Annotated in this window: 13 protein-coding genes and 1 pseudogene; 11 read left to right on the top strand and 3 right to left on the bottom strand. The window is 51.3% G+C overall.

Annotated features, from left to right (window positions below):
* Positions 1–18: 18 nt before the first annotated feature.
* The 9 genes and pseudogenes from DFER_RS11255 to DFER_RS11215 all read left to right on the top strand — a co-directional run bounded on the left by DFER_RS11255 (position 19) and on the right by DFER_RS11215 (position 10,280).
* Entirely contained in the window at positions 19–3,909 is a 3,891-nt protein-coding gene (locus tag DFER_RS11255; RefSeq protein ID WP_015811756.1) for a choice-of-anchor Q domain-containing protein, read from the top strand.
* Positions 3,910–4,280: 371 nt separating this feature from the next.
* Positions 4,281–4,976, top strand: a complete 696-nt coding sequence (locus DFER_RS11250) for a hypothetical protein (protein WP_041734971.1) — start codon at positions 4,281–4,283, stop codon at positions 4,974–4,976.
* 76 nt (positions 4,977–5,052) lie between these two features.
* Complete coding sequence (locus DFER_RS11245) at positions 5,053–5,442, top strand: hypothetical protein (RefSeq protein ID WP_015811755.1); 390 nt, start codon at positions 5,053–5,055, stop codon at positions 5,440–5,442.
* A gap of 113 nt (positions 5,443–5,555) precedes the next feature.
* Entirely contained in the window at positions 5,556–6,200 is a 645-nt protein-coding gene (locus DFER_RS11240; protein WP_015811754.1) for a response regulator, read from the top strand.
* 1 nt (position 6,201) lies between these two features.
* A pseudogene (locus tag DFER_RS11235) lies at positions 6,202–7,337 on the top strand (7TMR-DISM family protein); the annotation flags it as partial.
* Positions 7,338–7,472: 135 nt separating this feature from the next.
* A complete protein-coding gene (locus tag DFER_RS30895; protein ID WP_229206262.1) occupies positions 7,473–7,814 on the top strand; it encodes a sensor histidine kinase in 342 nt (113 codons plus the stop codon).
* A 7-nt stretch (positions 7,815–7,821) separates the two neighbouring features.
* Positions 7,822–8,100 (top strand): sensor histidine kinase, encoded by a 279-nt coding sequence (locus tag DFER_RS11225; RefSeq protein ID WP_041734964.1) that lies wholly within the window; start codon positions 7,822–7,824, stop codon positions 8,098–8,100.
* 19 nt (positions 8,101–8,119) lie between these two features.
* Positions 8,120–9,514: a flavin monoamine oxidase family protein gene (locus DFER_RS11220; protein WP_015811752.1), complete on the top strand. Its 1,395-nt coding sequence runs from the start codon at positions 8,120–8,122 to the stop codon at positions 9,512–9,514.
* A gap of 130 nt (positions 9,515–9,644) precedes the next feature.
* Entirely contained in the window at positions 9,645–10,280 is a 636-nt protein-coding gene (locus DFER_RS11215; RefSeq protein WP_015811751.1) for a DUF2306 domain-containing protein, read from the top strand.
* 30 nt (positions 10,281–10,310) lie between these two features.
* Here the strand turns inward: DFER_RS11215 and DFER_RS11210 are convergent, their stop codons facing one another.
* The 3 genes from DFER_RS11210 to DFER_RS11200 form a co-directional block, all read right to left on the bottom strand.
* Positions 10,311–11,375, bottom strand: a complete 1,065-nt coding sequence (locus DFER_RS11210; RefSeq protein ID WP_041734961.1) for a TlpA disulfide reductase family protein — start codon at positions 11,373–11,375, stop codon at positions 10,311–10,313.
* A gap of 119 nt (positions 11,376–11,494) precedes the next feature.
* A complete protein-coding gene (gene pafA / locus DFER_RS11205) occupies positions 11,495–13,129 on the bottom strand; it encodes an alkaline phosphatase PafA (protein ID WP_015811749.1) in 1,635 nt (544 codons plus the stop codon).
* Between the two features lie 87 nt (positions 13,130–13,216).
* Positions 13,217–13,840 (bottom strand): hypothetical protein, encoded by a 624-nt coding sequence (locus DFER_RS11200; protein ID WP_015811748.1) that lies wholly within the window; start codon positions 13,838–13,840, stop codon positions 13,217–13,219.
* A 438-nt stretch (positions 13,841–14,278) separates the two neighbouring features.
* Here DFER_RS11200 and DFER_RS11195 point away from each other — a divergent pair, with 438 nt between their 5' ends.
* On the top strand, positions 14,279–17,335 hold the full coding sequence (locus DFER_RS11195; protein ID WP_083769095.1) for a SusC/RagA family TonB-linked outer membrane protein: 3,057 nt from the start codon (positions 14,279–14,281) through the stop codon (positions 17,333–17,335).
* Positions 17,336–17,341: 6 nt separating this feature from the next.
* Positions 17,342–18,850 carry a RagB/SusD family nutrient uptake outer membrane protein gene (locus tag DFER_RS11190; protein WP_041734958.1) on the top strand — a complete coding sequence of 503 codons (1,509 nt, stop codon included), beginning with the start codon at positions 17,342–17,344 and terminating at the stop codon, positions 18,848–18,850.
* Positions 18,851–18,952: the final 102 nt, after the last annotated feature.

The following is an 18,952-nucleotide window of genomic DNA, read 5'->3' as shown; positions in this document are numbered from 1 at the left end:
TGGTCCATGCCGACACATATGAACAAACAGCTACGCTTTCTATTCTTTCTACTTTGTTTTCCGCTGTCAATTGCTGCACAGATTTCGGGCGATGTTAACGGGGTCGTGTATGTGATGCCCTCTGCCATGGGAACCGGCGACGGCAGTTCCTGGGCCAATGCCGCGGGCAGTCTGGCAACCGTACTTCAGGAGGCCCATACCAATACCGCTATCGAGCAGGTTTGGGTGGCGGCAGGCACCTACTATCCGTCTTCCACCAACAACCGCGATGATTTTTTTCGTGTCAGAAGAAGCAATTTAAAGCTGTACGGCGGCTTTGCTGGCGACGAAACATCGCTCAGCCAGCGGGATTGGGCAGCCAACAAGACGATACTCAGCGGGAATATCGGCGACGCAGCCAGTAGCGAGGATAACAGTTATCATATCATGGTCGTCAGCATTGACGAAACACAAACTGCACCATTCAGTCCGGTAGATAATTCGACGGTGATCGATGGCTTCGAATTCAGTGATGGTAACGCCAATGCCGGTTCGGTGTTGAACAACCTCTTCCCGCGCCACAGCGGCAGCGCCATGATGATCACCACCTGGGGCGAAGATGTGAGCTGTACGCCAGCCATCCGCAACTGCGTTTTTAAAAACAACCAGGCATTTCAAACAGGGGCAGTTTACATTGACGCTGCCGCCAAACAGGGTGCTACGGATACGTTACGGATTGCAGACTGCCACTTCGAAAACAACCTTGCAGAATACCAGGGAGGCGGTTTGGCGCTTTTTAACCTGGCAGATATTGGTTACGATGGTACAAATGCGTTTTACAATGTAAAGGTCACTAATACCGAATTCGTCGGTCAAAGCGCAAATAACGACTCGCAGGGCGGCCCAGCCGGCGGCATCGGCGGGGGAGTGGCGGCGACGGGACGCGGCTACCTGCGGCTGGATGCCTGCACTTTTCGCAATAACACCAGCACCAATGATGGTGCGGCAATAGGCTTGCGCAACGGTGCAAAAGTCGCTGTGACCAATAGTTTGTTGTACAACGTGTCCAGCAATAAGCCGGTAATTTATGCAGCCGGAAAAAGCGAATTGATACCCGACCTGAAAGTTTACAACACCACGCTATATAATCCTGACGGCACGGTGCTGAAAGTGCAGGATAATGTAATTACCGGGCTGATCAACAGTATATTGTGGACCGATGGTGCTGCCGATGCCATTACGGTAGCAGGCAGCGCGGCAACGGGAACGGCCGCTAACTCGCTGATCAAAACCACCGATGTTAACAATCCCGCCAGCGGTTTTAGCGCGTCGGCGGTGATCAGCGCCGCGCCGGGATTCGTGAGTGTAGCGGCTAGCGATTTCAGGCCATCGGCCATGTCCCCGGTCATTAATCAGGGAAACAGCAGCCTTAACACTTTTGCGCTTGCGAGAGATCTGTCGGGAGGTCCCCGGGTAGTAGGAAGTGCGATCGATATGGGGGCTTACGAATACCGGAACAAGTACTTTGTGGACGCCACAGCCAGCGGCGCCAACAACGGCAGCACCTGGGCCGATGCCTACACCGATCTGCAAACGGCGATCGACCATGCCGCTTTCGGCGACAGCCTGTTTGTGAAAAAGGGTGTTTATAGCCTGACGGCCACGATCAGTATGAAAGACAGTGTGAAGATTTACGGCAGTTTTGCCGGTACGGAGGAGTACCTGTCGCAAAGGGTTTTTGGCGCTGATAGCAGCATACTGCTTCGCCCCGCCACCGCAACTAGCAATTTTCGCATCGTTACCAATCATTTTTCGGAGGCCAATCCCATGACCGACGAGGCCGTCCTCGATGGTTTTGTACTCCGTGGTGGCCATCTCATCGGAAACACCAACCTCGATCGGGGCGGCGGCATGTCCAACCGCTATGCTTCACCCACATTAAGCAACCTTATCATCACTTCTAACCGCACCGAAGCATATGGCGGCGGAATGTACAATGGCGCGAGCACTTCGGTCCTGACCAACGTAGTGATTACCGGGAATGTAGCCAGTGACCGTGGCGGTGGAATCGCCAATCTCCGTAGTAACCCCACCCTGAACAATGTGACCATCAGCAGAAATACAGGCCCCAACTGGGGAGGAGGTATATATAATGAGAACAGCAGCCCGATGCTTAACCAGGTAATGATCAGCGAAAACAATGCGATAGATCGTGGAGGAGGCATATTTGGTACCACAAATTGCAGCCCCGTGCTCAGCAACGTGGTCATTAAAGGAAACTACCTCACCGGCCAGAACGGTGCCGGGCAACCCATGCGCTTCGGCGGAGGCATGCATAACGAAGTCAATTGTCATCCTGTACTCACCAATGTACTCATTAGCGGCAACAGTGCCTATAACTTTGGAGGCGGTATATCCAATATTGTCAATTCCAAACCCGTGCTCACCAACGTAACCATCAGCGGCAACAGCGCCTACGCCTACGGCGGGGGCATCTATAATGATAGCAGCAGCCCCGAAATCCGCAACAGCATTATTTTGGGGAACAGCGCCACTTATTACAATGGCATTTACAATGTAACCAATTCTGTCCCCGTCATCGCTTTTAGCCTTATAGAAGAACTCACCAATACCGATAACGGCAACATCAGCAGCAAGAAAATAGATGGCGCAGATATAACAGCTTCCGAGGTATTCGCAAATCCCGACAATAGTGCAACTTACACGACACCTTCCATGGCAGGCGATTATCACCTGATCACATGCAGCCCGGCTGTCAATGCAGGTGACCCGGCATCGACAGCCGCTCCAACCGACATCACCGGCTACACGCGCGTGGGTACTTACGACCTGGGCGCTTATGAATACCAGGGGCCGGTAGGAGCCGCTGCGTTGGCTGCACATGGGGCAACGTCCGTCTCCACCCAGCAGGGTACGGTATACTACGGCGCGTGCCCGGAGGTGATCGCCCGGGTAAGCAGCAACACCACGGACGGTGCAAGCGGCAGCACCACTGCCAAACTGTGGATCGAAAGCACCCAGCCGGCACAGTATGTGAAGCGCCACTATGAGATCACCCCAGCCACCAACGGATCAGGGCAGGTGACGCTCTATTTCACCCAGGAAGAGTTTGACGATTTTAATGCGATTAACTCCATCGGCCTGCCCACCGGTCCCGGAGATGCTTCCGGCATAGCCAATCTCAAAATAGAAAAGCGTGACGGGCAAAGCAGCAACGGGGCTGCGGACGCCACCGGCCTGCCGGAGACCTACGCGGGGGCCATCACCACCATTGACCCGGCGGATACGGACATATTCTGGAACAGTTCGCTCAGTCGCTGGGAAGTAAGCTTTAACGTAACGGGTTTCAGCGGTTTTTTTGCCAAAAGCACCAGCGATCCCTTGCCCGTTACGCTGGCGTCGTTCGAGGGCGCTAAGGAAGGAAACGCGGTATTGCTGAACTGGAAAACCACCTCGGAAATCAACAGCGACTTCTTCGCCGTTGAGCGCAGCACCAATGGCAAGGCTTGGGAAACCATCGGGAAAGTACCCGCGATGAACAACAGCCAGGTGACGCAATCCTACGCATTCAGAGATTCATCGCCCCGCAGCGGAGAGAACATTTACAGGCTCAAAATCACCGACCGCGACGCGAGCTTCACATACAGTCGAATGCGGAGCGTGACTTTCCAGCCATCCGACGAAGTGGTGCTGTACCCCAATCCCGCCTCCGGACCGGTACAGGTGCGCGTCAGCCCACGCTACATAGGCAGCCAGGCCACGCTGATCGACGGCTCAGGCAAAGTGTTGAAAACGATCAGCATTACCGCCGAAAAATTCCGCCTGGACCTGAATGCCAGCGGCGCTTACCTGCTCAGGATGCAGGATGGGCAGAGTGTGAAGGTGGTGAAGGCATCCGGGTTCCAGTAATCCAGCAGGCTGTGCCGCAGCTGCCGCGCTACGATGCGGTCACAGAGGTCGCTGGTGATGTCCATGCTAATGACAATTATCTTTCTGGCATTTTTACATGCATTTTTATCTGCCGCTATTAAGACTGCGGCTTATGCCCTTATTTCATATTCAGGGTTCTGATTGACAGTAATATACCTACTGGTAGGTATTGAAGATGGGAGCTGCGTGGAGATATTTTTGGTACGAACCACGGAATCGCAGCTGAGAGGCCATGGCTCGCACCAGGCCCCATCCGAAAAGCCTTTAACCGAGTAGGAATTCTGCGCTAATCCAGTCCCATGAAAACTATTATCTATGGTTTACTGTGCTTGTTGCCAGGCACATAACGCGTGGCACAAACACCGTCAGCTGACGTCATTGTCACGAAGGACAATGTCAAAATAGATGCGGTCATAAAGGAGATTGATGAAACGACGGTTAAATACAAGCGTTTCAGCAATCCCAATGGCCCGCAATACACGATCAAGAAAGAAGAGGTCGTAACAATCCTATATGCAAATGGTGAGGTAGATGCTATTCGAAAGCCGTCAGGCGAGGCGTTATCCCCTCCGGTAAATCAAAGCGTTCGACCCTCTATGCTCACGTATGCCAGGGACGTTCAGGGCAAAAGTACACCTGACTTACGGAAACTGTTCAAAGAAGAGCAAAGAGCGAAGGGTGCTGGCGTCTTTTGGGGAACCTTCTTCGGAAGTGCCGCCTTGATTGGTACGATTGTGGGATTTGTCCAGCTTGCTGATGCCAAGGACACTGCGTTAAATTCCCATGCCGTAAAATACGGGCATGCGTCCTATGATGAAGAACTTAGCGATTATAGGGCCCTGGCTATCGGAACAGTCGTCACAAGTACAGTGGTGGGCGGCGGTTTGAGCTTCCTGATCTACCGGACGGCCTCGAAAAGGGCCAGGCGAGTCCATATCATCAGAAATGAACTTTCCCGAAGGGGCGAAACAGTATCCCTTCGATTGACTCCAACGTTGAATTCAGGCTTACGAACTGTTTCGCTGGGTGTTTCCGCAAGATTTTAACACCAGCAATCATAACAGCTTTTTCATGCCGACTCTTTTATCTCAAAATCTTTGTATCACATTCAATCTGTATCTTATGAAAACTTTAACTCTGATCCTGCTCCTGGCTTGTAACATAGGCACTATGTCGCCAGCCAGGCCAATCCAACAGAAGAAACTTTTCTACTATTCCTGGGCGATCTATAAGACCAATCCCTCTTCCAGGGAAAGTCACGTGCTGTACTCGAAAGTAGATCATCTCATAGTAAGCGGAAACCCGAGCACCCATGAGTCAAATATGAGTAAAATCATGGATTCATGGCAACAATATCTCAAACGCAAAAGATATCAGGTTATCAATGAAGCAACAGAGTGGCATAATTCGGAAGACGAAGCGAGGAAAGCCTGGGCGGATCAGCGCGCAGGATATATAGCCAATTCGACGATGAAGATTGAGCCTCAGGTTAATGACTGGGCAAAGCGTTAACAGATGAGTCTACATGCCGGAGGAATCAGGCCTTCTGCCAGGTTCTCCGGTATGTTAGAAATATTCCATGATTTTTTGTTATTATTGAATTGTCTAAAACCTTGTCATTCAATATGAACAGAGTTCGTACGATCCTGGCCGACGATCATGAGATTTTCCTGGATGGTCTGGAAAAGACGCTTTGCGAAATCGAAGAAATAGACATTGTTGCAAAAGTGAGTCGGGGAAATGACGTGATTTATAAGCTCGAAACCATTTCGCCGGATTTGTTGATCCTTGATGTGAATATGCCCCAAAAGGACGGCGTTGAAATCCTTAGCTATATTCAGAAATCGTCGCTGAAAGCAAAGATCTTGGTGCTTTCGTATTACCTGGATTACGCGCTGATCAAAAAGGTTCTGAATATGGGCATTATGGGATATGTGCCGAAAGACGCAGGGAAGGAGGAGTTGCACGCAGCTGTAAGAAGCATCATGGATGGTAAACCGTATTTGCCGGATTCCGTCAAGGAGATAATCAAAACCCGCGAGAGCCGTCCCGATCCCCATGATGATTTTGTTTCAATGTATAATCTTACAAAACGGGAAGTTGATATCCTGACAGAGGTTGCCAGGGAGTTCAGCACCGCTGAGATTGCCGATAAGCTATGCCTGAGTGAATACACCGTGGAAACATACCGGAAAAGTATCATACGAAAGCTGGCAGCAAAAAATATTGCTAGCTTGGTCAATTTTGCCCACAAATGGAAATTGATTTAAAATGATACCGGATATGGAGACAAAAATAAATGTTTTGCATGTCCTGTTTCTCTTAACTTTTGCCCCTGCGTATACTGCATATGGTCACAATGTGAGTACAGTCAAGATTACAGCAGATTTCAAATACGTTTACCCCGGTCACGGCCGGGTTTTTCATATTGAAGACAAACAAGGTTCAATGACTCCGGAAGATTTCTACCGGCTGTATCAGCAGGGAAAGGTCGACGTGGGTGATTCCAAAATGCCGTATTTCGACAAAAGCGACTCATTTTGGTGGTTGGGCATGCAGGTTGAAAATGTTACCTCGGAACTTCGGAGAGTTGTAGTGGAGGTTGATTTTGTTTACATGGATAGGTTAGATTTCTATGTGTGGGAGGAGGGGAAGCTGATCAAGTCCGTCCGTAACTTTTCTTGGAGAACTGCATCCCGGCTCCGCCCGATACCTCATCGTGTGTTTGCCATTGACTTCCCGGTTGCACCTGATAGTGCTTATGTCTGGGCGTTAAGAATACAAAAGAAAGACGGCTATCTGGCTGTCCCGTTAAGAATGTTTGATTATCACGAATTCGTGCATCTTTCCAAAATCAATTATAATGCACATGGGATCGCTGTCGGTATCATGCTGTTGGGGATTGTCATGGGACTGGCTTTATACCTGCTGTCCCGGGACGTCATGTATGCATTTTATAGCGGGTACATATTTTCCGTTAGCGGCATGGTGGTAAGTGAGCAGGGCTACCTAATCAATACCTCCCGCAACTATACTACATCCTGCCGACACACAATACCTGGATTTATTTTCTCGCGATAGGTGTGATTTGCCATGTCCGCTTCTCACTTATATTTCTGGGGATAGAAGATTCGGGGCACCGCTACTGGGCAATGGCAGGGAAGATGCTGACTTTTGTTGCAGCGACTATATTTTTAATAGCATTCATACCAGGAGCGGCACGTGTCATATATGCTCCTGCGCTATTTACAGGTCTGGCTTTCAGCATTCTCAATGTGCTTTACAATCTGCTGGCATTTCGGGCCAGGCGTCCGGTGGCGCGAATGTATCTGGTTGCGATCACCCCGTTTACAATATGTTCCGTCTATATCAGTTCGAGCACATTAGGTTTTTTGCCAGAAAGCTGGTTCATATTTGAATTGTACAAGTACGGGCCGATATGGGAAATTCTGATTTTGAGCGTGGTAGTCTGTTTTGTTTATCAAAATACCTTGAAACTTCAGAATGCCGCTATCCTGAAGTTAAGTCAGGCAAAAACGGACATGCTCCTGGCAGTCAACCAAACTCAGGAAATAGAGCGGCAGAGAATTGCCAGGGACCTTCACGATTCGGTCGGCTCGCTGCTTAGCGCATTGCGTCTGAAACTCGGATCGATTGACGACCTTATTCCCCGTCAAGAAAAGGAGGCTATGACGGCAACCTACCATTTGCTGGATCATACGGCGAGAGAGGTGCGACGGGTATCTCATGACGTTATGCCTGTAAGCCTCGCGAATAATGGGGTGTTAGCCGCATTGGAAGAAATTTATTCAAAACAAACAACTCCGGCAATCAGAATTATTGCCGGAGTTGTTTGGGAGCAGACGCCTGGCTCAGGACAGTGAAATTATTTTGTTAAGAATTATCCAGGAGTTGGTCAGCAACAGCGTAAAGCATGGGAATGCGTCCGAAATAGGCATTCAGTTGATCGATTTGAGTGACAGTGTTTCACTCATGTATGAAGATGATGGAAATGGGTTTGAAATTGAAACGCTGACTGGTTCGGAAGGAATGGGACTACAGAATATCCGTTACAGGCTTGAATATCTTCGGGGAAGTATGGAAATCAGCTCATTTCCGGGGAAAGGATTCACTTGCCTGATTGAAATCCCTGACAAACGAATGACTTAACATTCAAAACGTGTGTATTATGCAGCGCGACAAATTCGACACCCAGGTGGTTATTGTTGGCGCCGGATATTCGGGTATCGCGGCAGCTAAAAGATTGTACGAAAAAAACGTAGAATTCATGGTTCTTGAAGCCCGTGACCGCATCGGTGGTAGGGTGCTTACTTATCCGATTCAGCATGATATGAATATTGAATTGGGAGCTCAATGGATTGGGCCGGGGCATGATCTGATGTATGAATGGATCGCGGAAGCCGGCTATCATACATTTGATACTTTTGATCACGAGCATCACATCTACGAACATAAAGGCCGCCAAAGTTTTTACACTTCTGCGGAGGAAGGCCCTGATATGAACTTTGTATATCGCGCCGGTTTTCGGGCTGTACTCGGCCTTTCAGACGCTTTTGCCAGGCTCACCTGGAATAATTTCCCTAATGGTCTGAGCGAGATCCTGGACAAGTATACGGTTCAGGATTTTTTCAAATGCATCAAACCTCTTACCGGAAGATCTTATTTTGGCATTAGCAAAGGCTTTGAAATATCCTCTGCCCAGCGCAGCGGCGACATGTCATTATTGCATGCGCTTCACAATATTTATTCGGCCGGAGAGTTCAGGAAAATAATCAAAGTCGATGGCGGCGCGCAGCAGTCCATCATTCGAGAAGGTTCTCAAAATCTGTTATCAAATATCTCGGCAAAATTTTCAGACAGGATCAGATTTAACCAGCCTGTCATGAAGATAGCTCATACCGATACTGGCGTAAGAATTTTCACTTCGAACGAATCCGTTTATGCTCAAAAGGTAATCCTGGCGATTCCTCCGGCACATTTGCTGCCGATTGATTTAGGAAGTAATCCTTTATTTGAAAAGAGAAAGAGCCTGGTTGAAAAGCTGAAACTCGGAACACCTATTAAGTGCTTTGCAATTTACGACCGCCCGTTCTGGCGTGAGAGACGGCCGTTTTATCGTGAACGCGCATTGTCGGGCCAGGTAGTTACCGACCGTTATCCGTTTGTAGCAAGTTATGACTGCTCTCCCGGAACGGGTCCTGGCGTACTTTTATTCTTCGTAAAAGAGAAAACCACGGGTGAATTTACATCCCGTTCGATGGAGGAGCGAAAGGCGCTACTTGTCGATCAGATAGTGAGATTGTATGGCCCGGAGGGCGCCAATATTCTTGCCTATAAAGATCATATCTGGAATGATATCGAAGAACGATGGTCGGGAGGTGGATATGCCGCAAGTTTCCCAAAAGGCTTATGGAGCCAGACCGGCAAAGATTTTCGCAACCCGATTGGAAATATTCACTGGGCAGGAAGCGAAATGGCTACGAAATGGTATGGATACATGGAGGGAGCTATTCAAGCGGGATATCACGCAGCGGATGAGGTTAATGCATCACTTTCTTCGTGAACCTCTAGGGCAATCTTTCCATACCTACCATTAAATCCGTCTCAAATTCCCATCCACCTACCGAATCTTTTCTCGGTTATTGCCCCAAGCGGTCCGGTTAGTCAATTTTGTGGTCATAAATCTATCGATCATGACGACTAAAACTGACAACTGGGCCGGCTTTGCCTTGACTGTCTCCGACCTCGTACCGGTGCTTACCTGGGGACTGATTTTCTTTCTCACCTGGCTTTTCATGCACGGTGCCGACCATTTCCTGTTGCTGACGCCCGCGGCCCTGGGCAAATATTTCGAATGGAGGTGGGTTTTGATTGCCCACATCACCGCGGGGGGCGGGTCGCTTGTCCTGGGTTTTGTTCAGTTTTGGAAAAAGCTGCGCACTTATAGCCGGAAACTGCACCGGGTTATCGGCTTTTTGTATCTGCTCGCCGTTCTGTTGAGCAGTCTTTGCGCCGTTATCCTGGCTTTCACCACCGCCAAAGCAGTCAATTGGGCCTACGCTTTTTCATTACAGGTTTGGGTCACCGTGTGGATCAGTGCCACCGTTGTGGCCTATTATGCTGCCATCCAGCGTAAATTCAGGCTGCATGAAGAGTGGATGGTGAGAAGCTACCTTGTTACGCTGGCATTTATCATATCAGGTTTGGCAGTCAAACTTCCCATCGTGCAATCGCTGGGCAGCTTTGCGGACATTTCCCCGTCGCTTTTCTGGATGGGGTGGTCGGTGCCGCTGTACATTTACCAGCTTTGGCTGAGCAGGGGCAGGTAGTTGTCCGTCGCCTTCATGCACAATGCCGTGCTATCGGAGCGCTTTCGTTTCGGCGACGATTTTTGCTATCGCCTGGAAATTGTTTTCCCTCGCTACCACCATTCCTTTCGGGTCGATGAGAAGATAAGTGGGGAACCCGGATATATTGTAGGTTTTCATGATGTCGCCCTGGTCAAACCGGAAATCGGTGAGCTGAATCCAGTTGGCCTGGTGCTTTTCGATCGTTTTGAGCCAGGTTTCCTTGTCGTCGCCCCATTCGGCGGCAATGCCGATAAGGGTGATTTTGCTTTTATACTTTTCATGAAATTCCCGCAGTTCCGGCATGGACCGGATGCACGGCCCGCACCAATGTCCCCAGAAATCCAGCAGTACATATTTACCTGAATGCCGAGACAATTGCACCGAGTCGCCTTTCGACGAAACCAGTTTGAAATCAGGCGCTTTCTTGCCTTTTACAGGCTGGTTTTTTACAATTTCAATGCGTTCTTTGGCCCTTTTTCCATAGTAACTTTCGCGGATTTGGGGCGGGAATTCGTGGAATGCTTCGTCCAGGTCTTCAATTTTGACATCGGCGCCGTTGGTCAGCCCGTTCAAAAGGTACATGGCGGTTAACGATGGCGTGTTTACCTTCATAAATGCCCAGGTCTTCCGCGTGTGTTCTTCGATCAGTTTATCCACCGCTTCGGCAGGCTGCCCCTGAGCCTTTTCGCGGTAGGCCCACCTCAGTTGGTTGAAGGCCGTGAGCAGGTCGTTTTCCTTAGTGCCTTTCACTTCCAGCTGGCCCGCTTTGTCGATGTTGCCCGAAACAGTAAGGTTTCCGGCCTCATACCACACGGCTGTCCACGCCGGGTTTTGGATGAAAATATCGAACATACCATTGTCGGGCTTCTGGGCGACGTACCGGAACCGATCACCCGTGGCGAATACCGTATCTATCTTATCCACGCCATTCTGTATGTATCTGAATTGAATGGGTATAGCGCCAACGCCGTTGATCTGGCCGGTTACAATGCAGCTTTGGGCAGCTACTCTCCAACTGGTGGCAAGCAAGGCCAGCATGAAAACCACAGCAGCCTTTTTTGAAGGTGAAATCATCCGTATTACTGAAAAGGACTGGAAAATGAGTAGTGAATTAAGTTATCCTAAACTTAATACATCTCTTTCACACTTTTGGAGATATGTCCGATTTGTCGACCAATGAGAGCCTGAGACGGTTACGGAGTGCTCACCAGCGCCGGTCCCACTATTTTTCCCATCGATCCGCTTGGCGGCAGAATGTGAAGCAGTGCGGAAACGGTGGGTGCGATGTCGCTGATGTACGTGCGGTCGAACGTTTCCCCGTGCTTGACGCCCCATCCGAACAGCAGGAATGGAACTTGCGTGTCGTAATTATAGGATGTCCCGTGGGTGGTACCGTGTTTGCCGCGGCCGATCCAGTGCGGCTGCATTACCAGGAGCAAATCGCCGCTGCGTTTGGGATTATAGTCATTCCTGAAAAGCTGTTTTTGCAGATCGGTAAGCGGTTCCTGTTCCAGATTTCGAAGGTTCACTACATTAGCCACAGCAGGCATTTCACTGATCGACTGCCGGATCACATCCTGGATCGCCGCCACGCTCACGCCCTTTTGCTTCATTCGCTTTTTGTCCAGATGTATCTGGCCCGACGAGATGGCTTTCACAAAATCCTCGGAGAATTCGCTGGCTATATCTTTCTTTATTTTGCCAAAAATCTCCGACGAACTATAACGTCCCGCGGGAATTTTGTTATTAACCAAAAACTCCGGTACATCCATCACGCCGTGGTCCGCTGTGAGAAAAACCGTGTAGTTGCCCTTGCCGGTCCAGCTATCCAGAAATGAGAACAGCTCGGCCAGTTCTTGATCGAGCCTGAGGTAAAGATCTTGCTGCTCAATGGAATTCGGCCCGAATTTATGGCCGACGCCGTCCGGCGCGGAGAAGCTCAATGCCAGAAAATCGGTAAACTCGCCCCGACCCAGCTTCTCGGCACGGATTGCCGCCAGCGCCATGTCTTTCGTAAGGGTATTGCCCCAGGGCGTGGAGCCTGCCAGGTCGGGCTCGGAGCTGGCCAGTTTGTAGGGGAATACTGGCTTTTCATTCCCATCCAGGCCTTCTTCATAAGCCTGGTCGTCAGCAGTGCTTTCCTGGTAGGCGCGAAGCGGGAGCAATGGTTTCCAGCCTTTGTCGAGGTATTTGATAGGCAGTTTTTTCGCATTGAATGCGCGTACCCATTCCGGTAATTCCGACATGTAATAGGAGCTGGTGACGAAGTTGCCCGTGTCGCCGTCGTACCAGTAGCTGGCGTTGGACGTATGCCCGCCGGGCAGCACTGCCGAGCGGTCTTTTAATGCAATGCTGATTGTTTTCGACCTGAAATTCTGGGCAATCCGAAGCTGGTCCGTAACGGTGGTCACCAGCATATTGCGCGGCGACCCTTTGCCGTTCTTCGCCGTGCCAAGCCCTGAAACCGTGCTGTCGGCAACGCAATTGATGTTTTTGTTCAATGCCGGCACATACCAGTCATTAGCGAGTATCCCATGAATGGCAGGGGATGAGCCGGTATACACCGACGCGTGACCGGGCCCGGTGGATGTATTGGCATAATGGTAATGGTGGTCGCGGCAATTGAACCCTTCATTCAGCATCCGCTTGAAGCCGCCTTCCTGGTATTTGTCGTAATACCTGTACAGATAATCGTAGCGCATTTGGTCGATGACAATGCCTACGACCAGCTTGGGCCGGGGTAATGCGGTGGAACTTGTCCCCGGCTGGCTGTAACCGGTGAATGCCAGGAGGCAGCTTGCGAAAATAAAGGCGGATTTTAGAAACATCTGTAAATAACATCGATCAGTAGAATCAATACGGCAATTCGCCGCAAGGTTACTATCGGTTTTGCCAGATGTTCTGTTATCGTTTTGTTATGCCTTATTATTTGGTTCATTGCTCACAATCTCGTTGATCAACGCGTCGCGCTCGGCGATGGTCTTGTGGAGCTCCGTGGTTTGCTGGCCGGGATCGGAGCCGGGAGGGCCATCGGCGGCCCGCTGGCGCAGGCGGTGCTCTTGCGGTAAAGTGCGGTCGATGATGCGGCTCCGCAAATGTAAACCGCGGGCAGGCACGCTATCGGGAACGGGCTGATCGCTCTCGGCGGTGCTCGGCGGATTTACGATCGCATCTTCATATTGCGCGCCCGGTTGTGGGGCATGCTTGCTGTCTGTCACATCCAGGGCGCCGTATTCGTCCATAATGTGTGCGGCGGCCACGGCCTCGTCCGCACTCAATGCATGTACGGTCACAATGGTCCCGCGCTTACCGGCTTCGATATACCGTTCGGTTTCGTCATCATTATCGCCATTGAAAAGCTCCCTGAAGAAATGGCCGATCTTGTCGAGCAGGCCATCTTCCGTATCGTTCACTTCCGGCTTGTAGCTGGCGGTTTTGATGTCGACATCGCCATCACCGAACCCGTTTGCCAGCAAATAGTTTTGTGCATTTTGCGCATCACTTTCATATTCAAAAATCCCGACGACTGTTTTGGACATAACACTAGACGTTTTTGGTGATATAACTTAATCCATGCCGGCGAATCAAAATTTCCATGCCATCCAGGCATTTTTCGAAAGGTATTTCGGCGTAAGCGGGGAAATCCCGTCGCCTGTCCGCTGACATGCGGGCGCGGCAGTCAGTCGGGAAGGTGAATAGGCTTAATCCAAGAAGCCTTATTTGCATACCGGGAATGCCGCTGCCTGTCCTGTTGGAAGGCAGTGACAAAGTGCTTCCGGGCGTGTTCTCGTGCACATTTGGTATGTAACGGTGCCCGGAAATCCGGAAGTGTTATTGGGACATATAATGCAACTGGCAAAAGTTCTTCGGCGAAACTTACTATACGTCCGTATAAAATTGCATTATTTTAGTAAACCGCGATGGTAATTATAAGTGCAATATTAGTTACATTGCTTTGTAACTAACCTTTTGCTTATATGAAAAAACCTGATCCTAAACCAATTCTCAGTTACACAATGGCCCGGTCGCTGCGATGTCCCCTCGCGTGGATGATAGGGCTGTCCCTCGCAAGCGCTTCCCCCGGCATCGCGCTTCCGCTCGCCGGCAGAGCCCCGTCGGGGATTTTTCAGGCCGACCGCACGGTAACCGGCAGCGTGAAAGACGAGAAGGGCGAACCGCTCGTCGGCGTGACGGTCACCGTCAAGAACAACAATGCCATCGGCGCCACCACCGACCTCAATGGCGAGTTTTCGCTCACGATTCCGCAGAATCTTCTGGATAATGCCACGCTGGTGTTCAGTTTCGTGGGCTATGCGCCGATGGAAACGGAGCTGGGCAGCCAAACCAGGCTGGACATCGCCATGAACTCGTCGATCAGCCAGCTCGATCAGGTCGTGATCGTGGGGTACTCGGCCAAGAAGGTGAAATTCCTGTCCAGCTCCGTGTCTACGATCAACAACGAGAAGCTGCGGGATGTGACGTCCAACGAACTGCCGAATCTGTTGCAGGGCAAAGCGCCGGGCGTGGTGGTTTCGAGCTCGTCGGGCGATCCCACCAGCGCGGGACGTATACTCATCCGCGGTGCAGGTACCATCTCGGCGGGCACCTCGCCGCTGGTGGTTGTGGACGGTAACATCGGAGGAAGTTACAACCCGGTGGATGTGGAGAGTATTTCGGTGCTGAAAGACGTGGCGGCGACGGGCTTGTACGGTTCACGGGCGGCCAATGGGGTCATTATCGTCAATACCAAAATGGGGAAAGCGGGTAAAACGCAGATCTCATTCAACAACACCCTCGGATTTGCCCAGGCTACTACCGGCAAGTTCCGGTTGATGGATTCGCAGGAGCTGTTCGACTTCCAGAGCACTTTCTACCCGCGCGACCCCTCTGTATTGCGAACCAATACCAACTGGTGGGACGAGGCTTTCAGGACCGGGTTTGTGAACAACCACAACATTTCGGCATCCGGTGGAAGTGAAAAAACTACCTACTATGTTTCCGCCAACTACTACAAAGAGCAGGGCACGCAGGTCGAGAACGACAAGACCGGCTACAACTTCCGCGCAAACCTGCAAACGCAGCTGACAAAGAAGCTGGCCGCCAAAGTCCTTTTCAACGGTGTGTTTAATAAGGATAATTATGCCAACAGCAACACGCTGTACGACGCCTACAACAACCTCCCGTTCGACCCGGCCTATGACGAAGCCGGCGCCCCGATCGACGCGAGGAGCTATCCGGGGTGGCTGGGACGCGACCGGGAGAACTTCCTGCATTCCATCCAATACAATTATTCCAAAGCGCAAAGCCTGAATGTTTCGACCGATGTGAATCTTGATTACGAGCTCACAGACAAGATCACGCTATCGTCGTACAACCGGATCAATTTCTTAAACGGCCAGAGTGCGAGCTACAATGACAAACGCACCAAGCAAGGCGGTGCCAACAGCGGGGAGCTCTATAATGGAACGACCTACTCGAACCGCCTGCTGACATCGAACCGCATCCGCTACTCGGAGGATTTCGGGCGGCACGGTGTTACCTTGCTCGGTGTGGCCGAGGCGGAGACTACTTATTCCAGCAGCAGCAGCGCCGCGGGTAAGGGATTGCCTCCCGGCCGTGATGTGATGTCCGTCGCGACAGACGTGCTCACAAACCCTACCGGCTTCAACGAGCAGGTCGCTTTCCGGAAGTTTCTGGGGCAATTGGATTACAACTACGACAACAAGTATTTCCTCGTCGGATCGTTCGTCAACGAATTCTCATCGCTTTTCGGTAAAAACAATTCCACGGCCAACTTTTATCAGCTGGGCGCGTCCTGGATATTGAGTAATGAGGAGTTTTTGAAAAACAACAAAACCATCACTTTCGCCAAGCTCCGCGCCAGCAATGGTACCGTCGGCAATGCGGATGGGATCAGCAATTTCGCTTCGCTGGGCTTGTACACGATTTCGACCGATGCTTCCTACTCGGGCCTGCCCGGTGCGGCGCCTTCGCAGAAAGGCAACCCCGATCTGACCTGGGAGAAAATCAAATCGTCCAACATCGGGTTTGACCTGAGCTTCTTCAACCGCATTGATCTCGTAGTGGATGCTTACGTGAAAGAGGCGTCTGAGCTGCTTTATCGCAAGCCGCTGGCAGCTACCACCGGTTACAGCTATGTTTGGGTCAATGCAGGGTCAATCCGTAACAAGGGGATTGAATTCAGCCTGACATCTACAAATGTGAAAGGCAAGGATTTCAACTGGGAAACCAACCTGAATATGGCCTTTAACCGCAACAAGGTCCTCGAACTGAGCGACGGCGCTACGGTGTTCAATTCCGGCGCGCGCCAGCCGATCGCTGTCGGGCATAATATGGATGAGTACAACCTGCCGATCTGGGCGGGCGTGAATCCGGAAAACGGCGACCCGCAGTGGGAGCGGATCGTGAAGGATGCCAATGGCAATGTGACCAAGGAACTGACCAGCACTTACAGCCAGGCACAAACGGCCGATTCCCGTCAGTTTTCAGGAAAAACCGCTGCACCAAAGTTCACAGGAGGTATTTCCAATACATTGACCTACAAGAATTTTACCTTATCGGCATTCTTCAACTTCGTGTATGGCAACTGGGTGTATAACGAGAGCCGCGTTTACTTCGACAACGACGGCCTTTACGAAAGCTATAACCAGATGGTGCTTGCCGAGGGATGGAGCCGCTGGGAAAAACCGGGCGATAATGCGACCCACCCAAAACCCATCGTGGGCGGTAACAAGGATTCGAACCAATCGTCATCACGCTACCTGGAAGACGGAAGTTACATCCGGTTGAGAAACGTCCGGCTGGGCTATTCGCTGCCGGATAATCTGCTGGGCAGAAGCGGGTTTTCGAAAGTATCGGTGTTTGTGAGCGGCGATAACCTCTGGACCGGCACCCGTTTTTCAGGCACCGACCCGGAAGTTTCCCTGTCACAGGTCGATTTGAGCTCCGGCCTATCCAGCCTCCGATATCCCATCAGCAAAAAATACCTTTTCGGGATCAACTTTTCCTTCTAAAATCACATGAGAAAATATTCGATACATCAATTACTATTAATGGGAACGCTCGTGCTCGGTACGGCATCCTGTGAAAAGTACTACGAACCCACGACGTCCATCGACGAAGAATCGGCGCTTACCAATGCGGGGGACGTCGAAACCGCCACCATCGGGACCTATGCGGTGCTGCTTAATGCGGCCTATGTCCGCAGCGTGCACTTCCTGATGGAATATCCGAGTGACGAGATCGCGCAGGGGCAGTCTTCGGGTGACGACCTCACGCGGGCTTACCGGTATACGCATATCAACACGTCGGGGCATTGCACCAACTTTTGGGGCCAGGCTTACAAGGTGATCGCGGCGGCCAACAAAATTATCGCCTACGTTCCCGACGAGTCGTCGGTGACATTGCGGCAGCTGAAAGGCGAAAACCTGTATCTGCGGGCAATGATGCATTTCAACCTCGTGCGCGTGTTCGGTCGTCCGTACCCGCAGGACAATGGCGGCAATCCGGGTGTTCCGCTTCTGATGGACGGGTTGAGCGACGACCAGATCAACAACATTACCCGCAGTTCGGTGAAAGAAGTGTACGACGCCGTGATCCAGGATCTGACGAAGGCCGCCGACCTGATGTCGGAAAACAAATCGAACTCTTTTGCGTCGAAAGAAGTGGCGCAGGCCCTGCTGGCGCGGGTTTACCTGTATAAGGGCGACAATGAGAATGCGGTTAAGTACGCCGACCTGGTGATCAATTCGGGCCGGTACAAGCTCGTTCAGGGCGGAGAATTTACAGGCTATTTCAGAACGGCCCCTGCCAGCAATGCGGAAACGATTTTCGCGATCCGGCACATGAGGGTGCAGGACAGGGGCTTTTCGGCCATCGGCTCGATGTATTTCAGCGGCGATGCATCCGGGGCGGCGCAGGGCCAGGGCGTGAGCGGCTGGGCGGAGATTTATGCTTCGCAAAAGTACGTCGACTTCCTCGGCAAAAATCCGGACGATCTCAGAAGCAGTTTCATTTCTCCGTACCTGGTAAATGGCGTATTACAGCATAATATGAAACTGACGCCGTCGACGCCGATGTATTATATCAATAAATACTCCATGCAGGAAGGCGTGATCAACCTGAGCTCGCCGGTGTACCTGCGGCTGGCCGAAATGCACCTGATCCGCGCGGAAGCCAATGCCAAACTGGGCAAGGCCGCAGCGGCGCTGGAAGACGTGAACCTGATCCGCCAGCGCGCGGGGCTCACCGGTAATAAGCTGTACAGCATGGCAAACCTCGGCTCGAAGAAAGTGCTGGACGTGGTGATGGAAGAGCGCTGGCTCGAACTCGCATTCGAAGGCCACCGCGCGTACGACCTTTTCAGGAACAACCTGCCGATGGAAAGGAATTACCCCGGAACGCATTCATTGAACAACACGCCGACCACGAACATCACTCAGCAGGTGTTGCCCACAGCCCCCCGCGTGATATTTTTCGTCCCGCAGGCGGAAATTGATCGTAACCCGAAGCTCACGCAAAACCCGTAAGCAGAGCGGTTTCAAATACAAATACCCCGGATGCTCTGTCCGGGGTATTTGTATGAATAGAAAAAACTGCTTGCCTGTGCGCCAGGGTACGCGCTATTTTGA

It is taken from the genome of Dyadobacter fermentans DSM 18053 (assembly GCF_000023125.1).
Lineage (GTDB): Bacteria > Bacteroidota > Bacteroidia > Cytophagales > Spirosomataceae > Dyadobacter > Dyadobacter fermentans.
The sequence above is the reverse complement of the archived record's forward strand: the minus strand, read 5'-3'. Positions and strand labels throughout refer to the sequence as shown.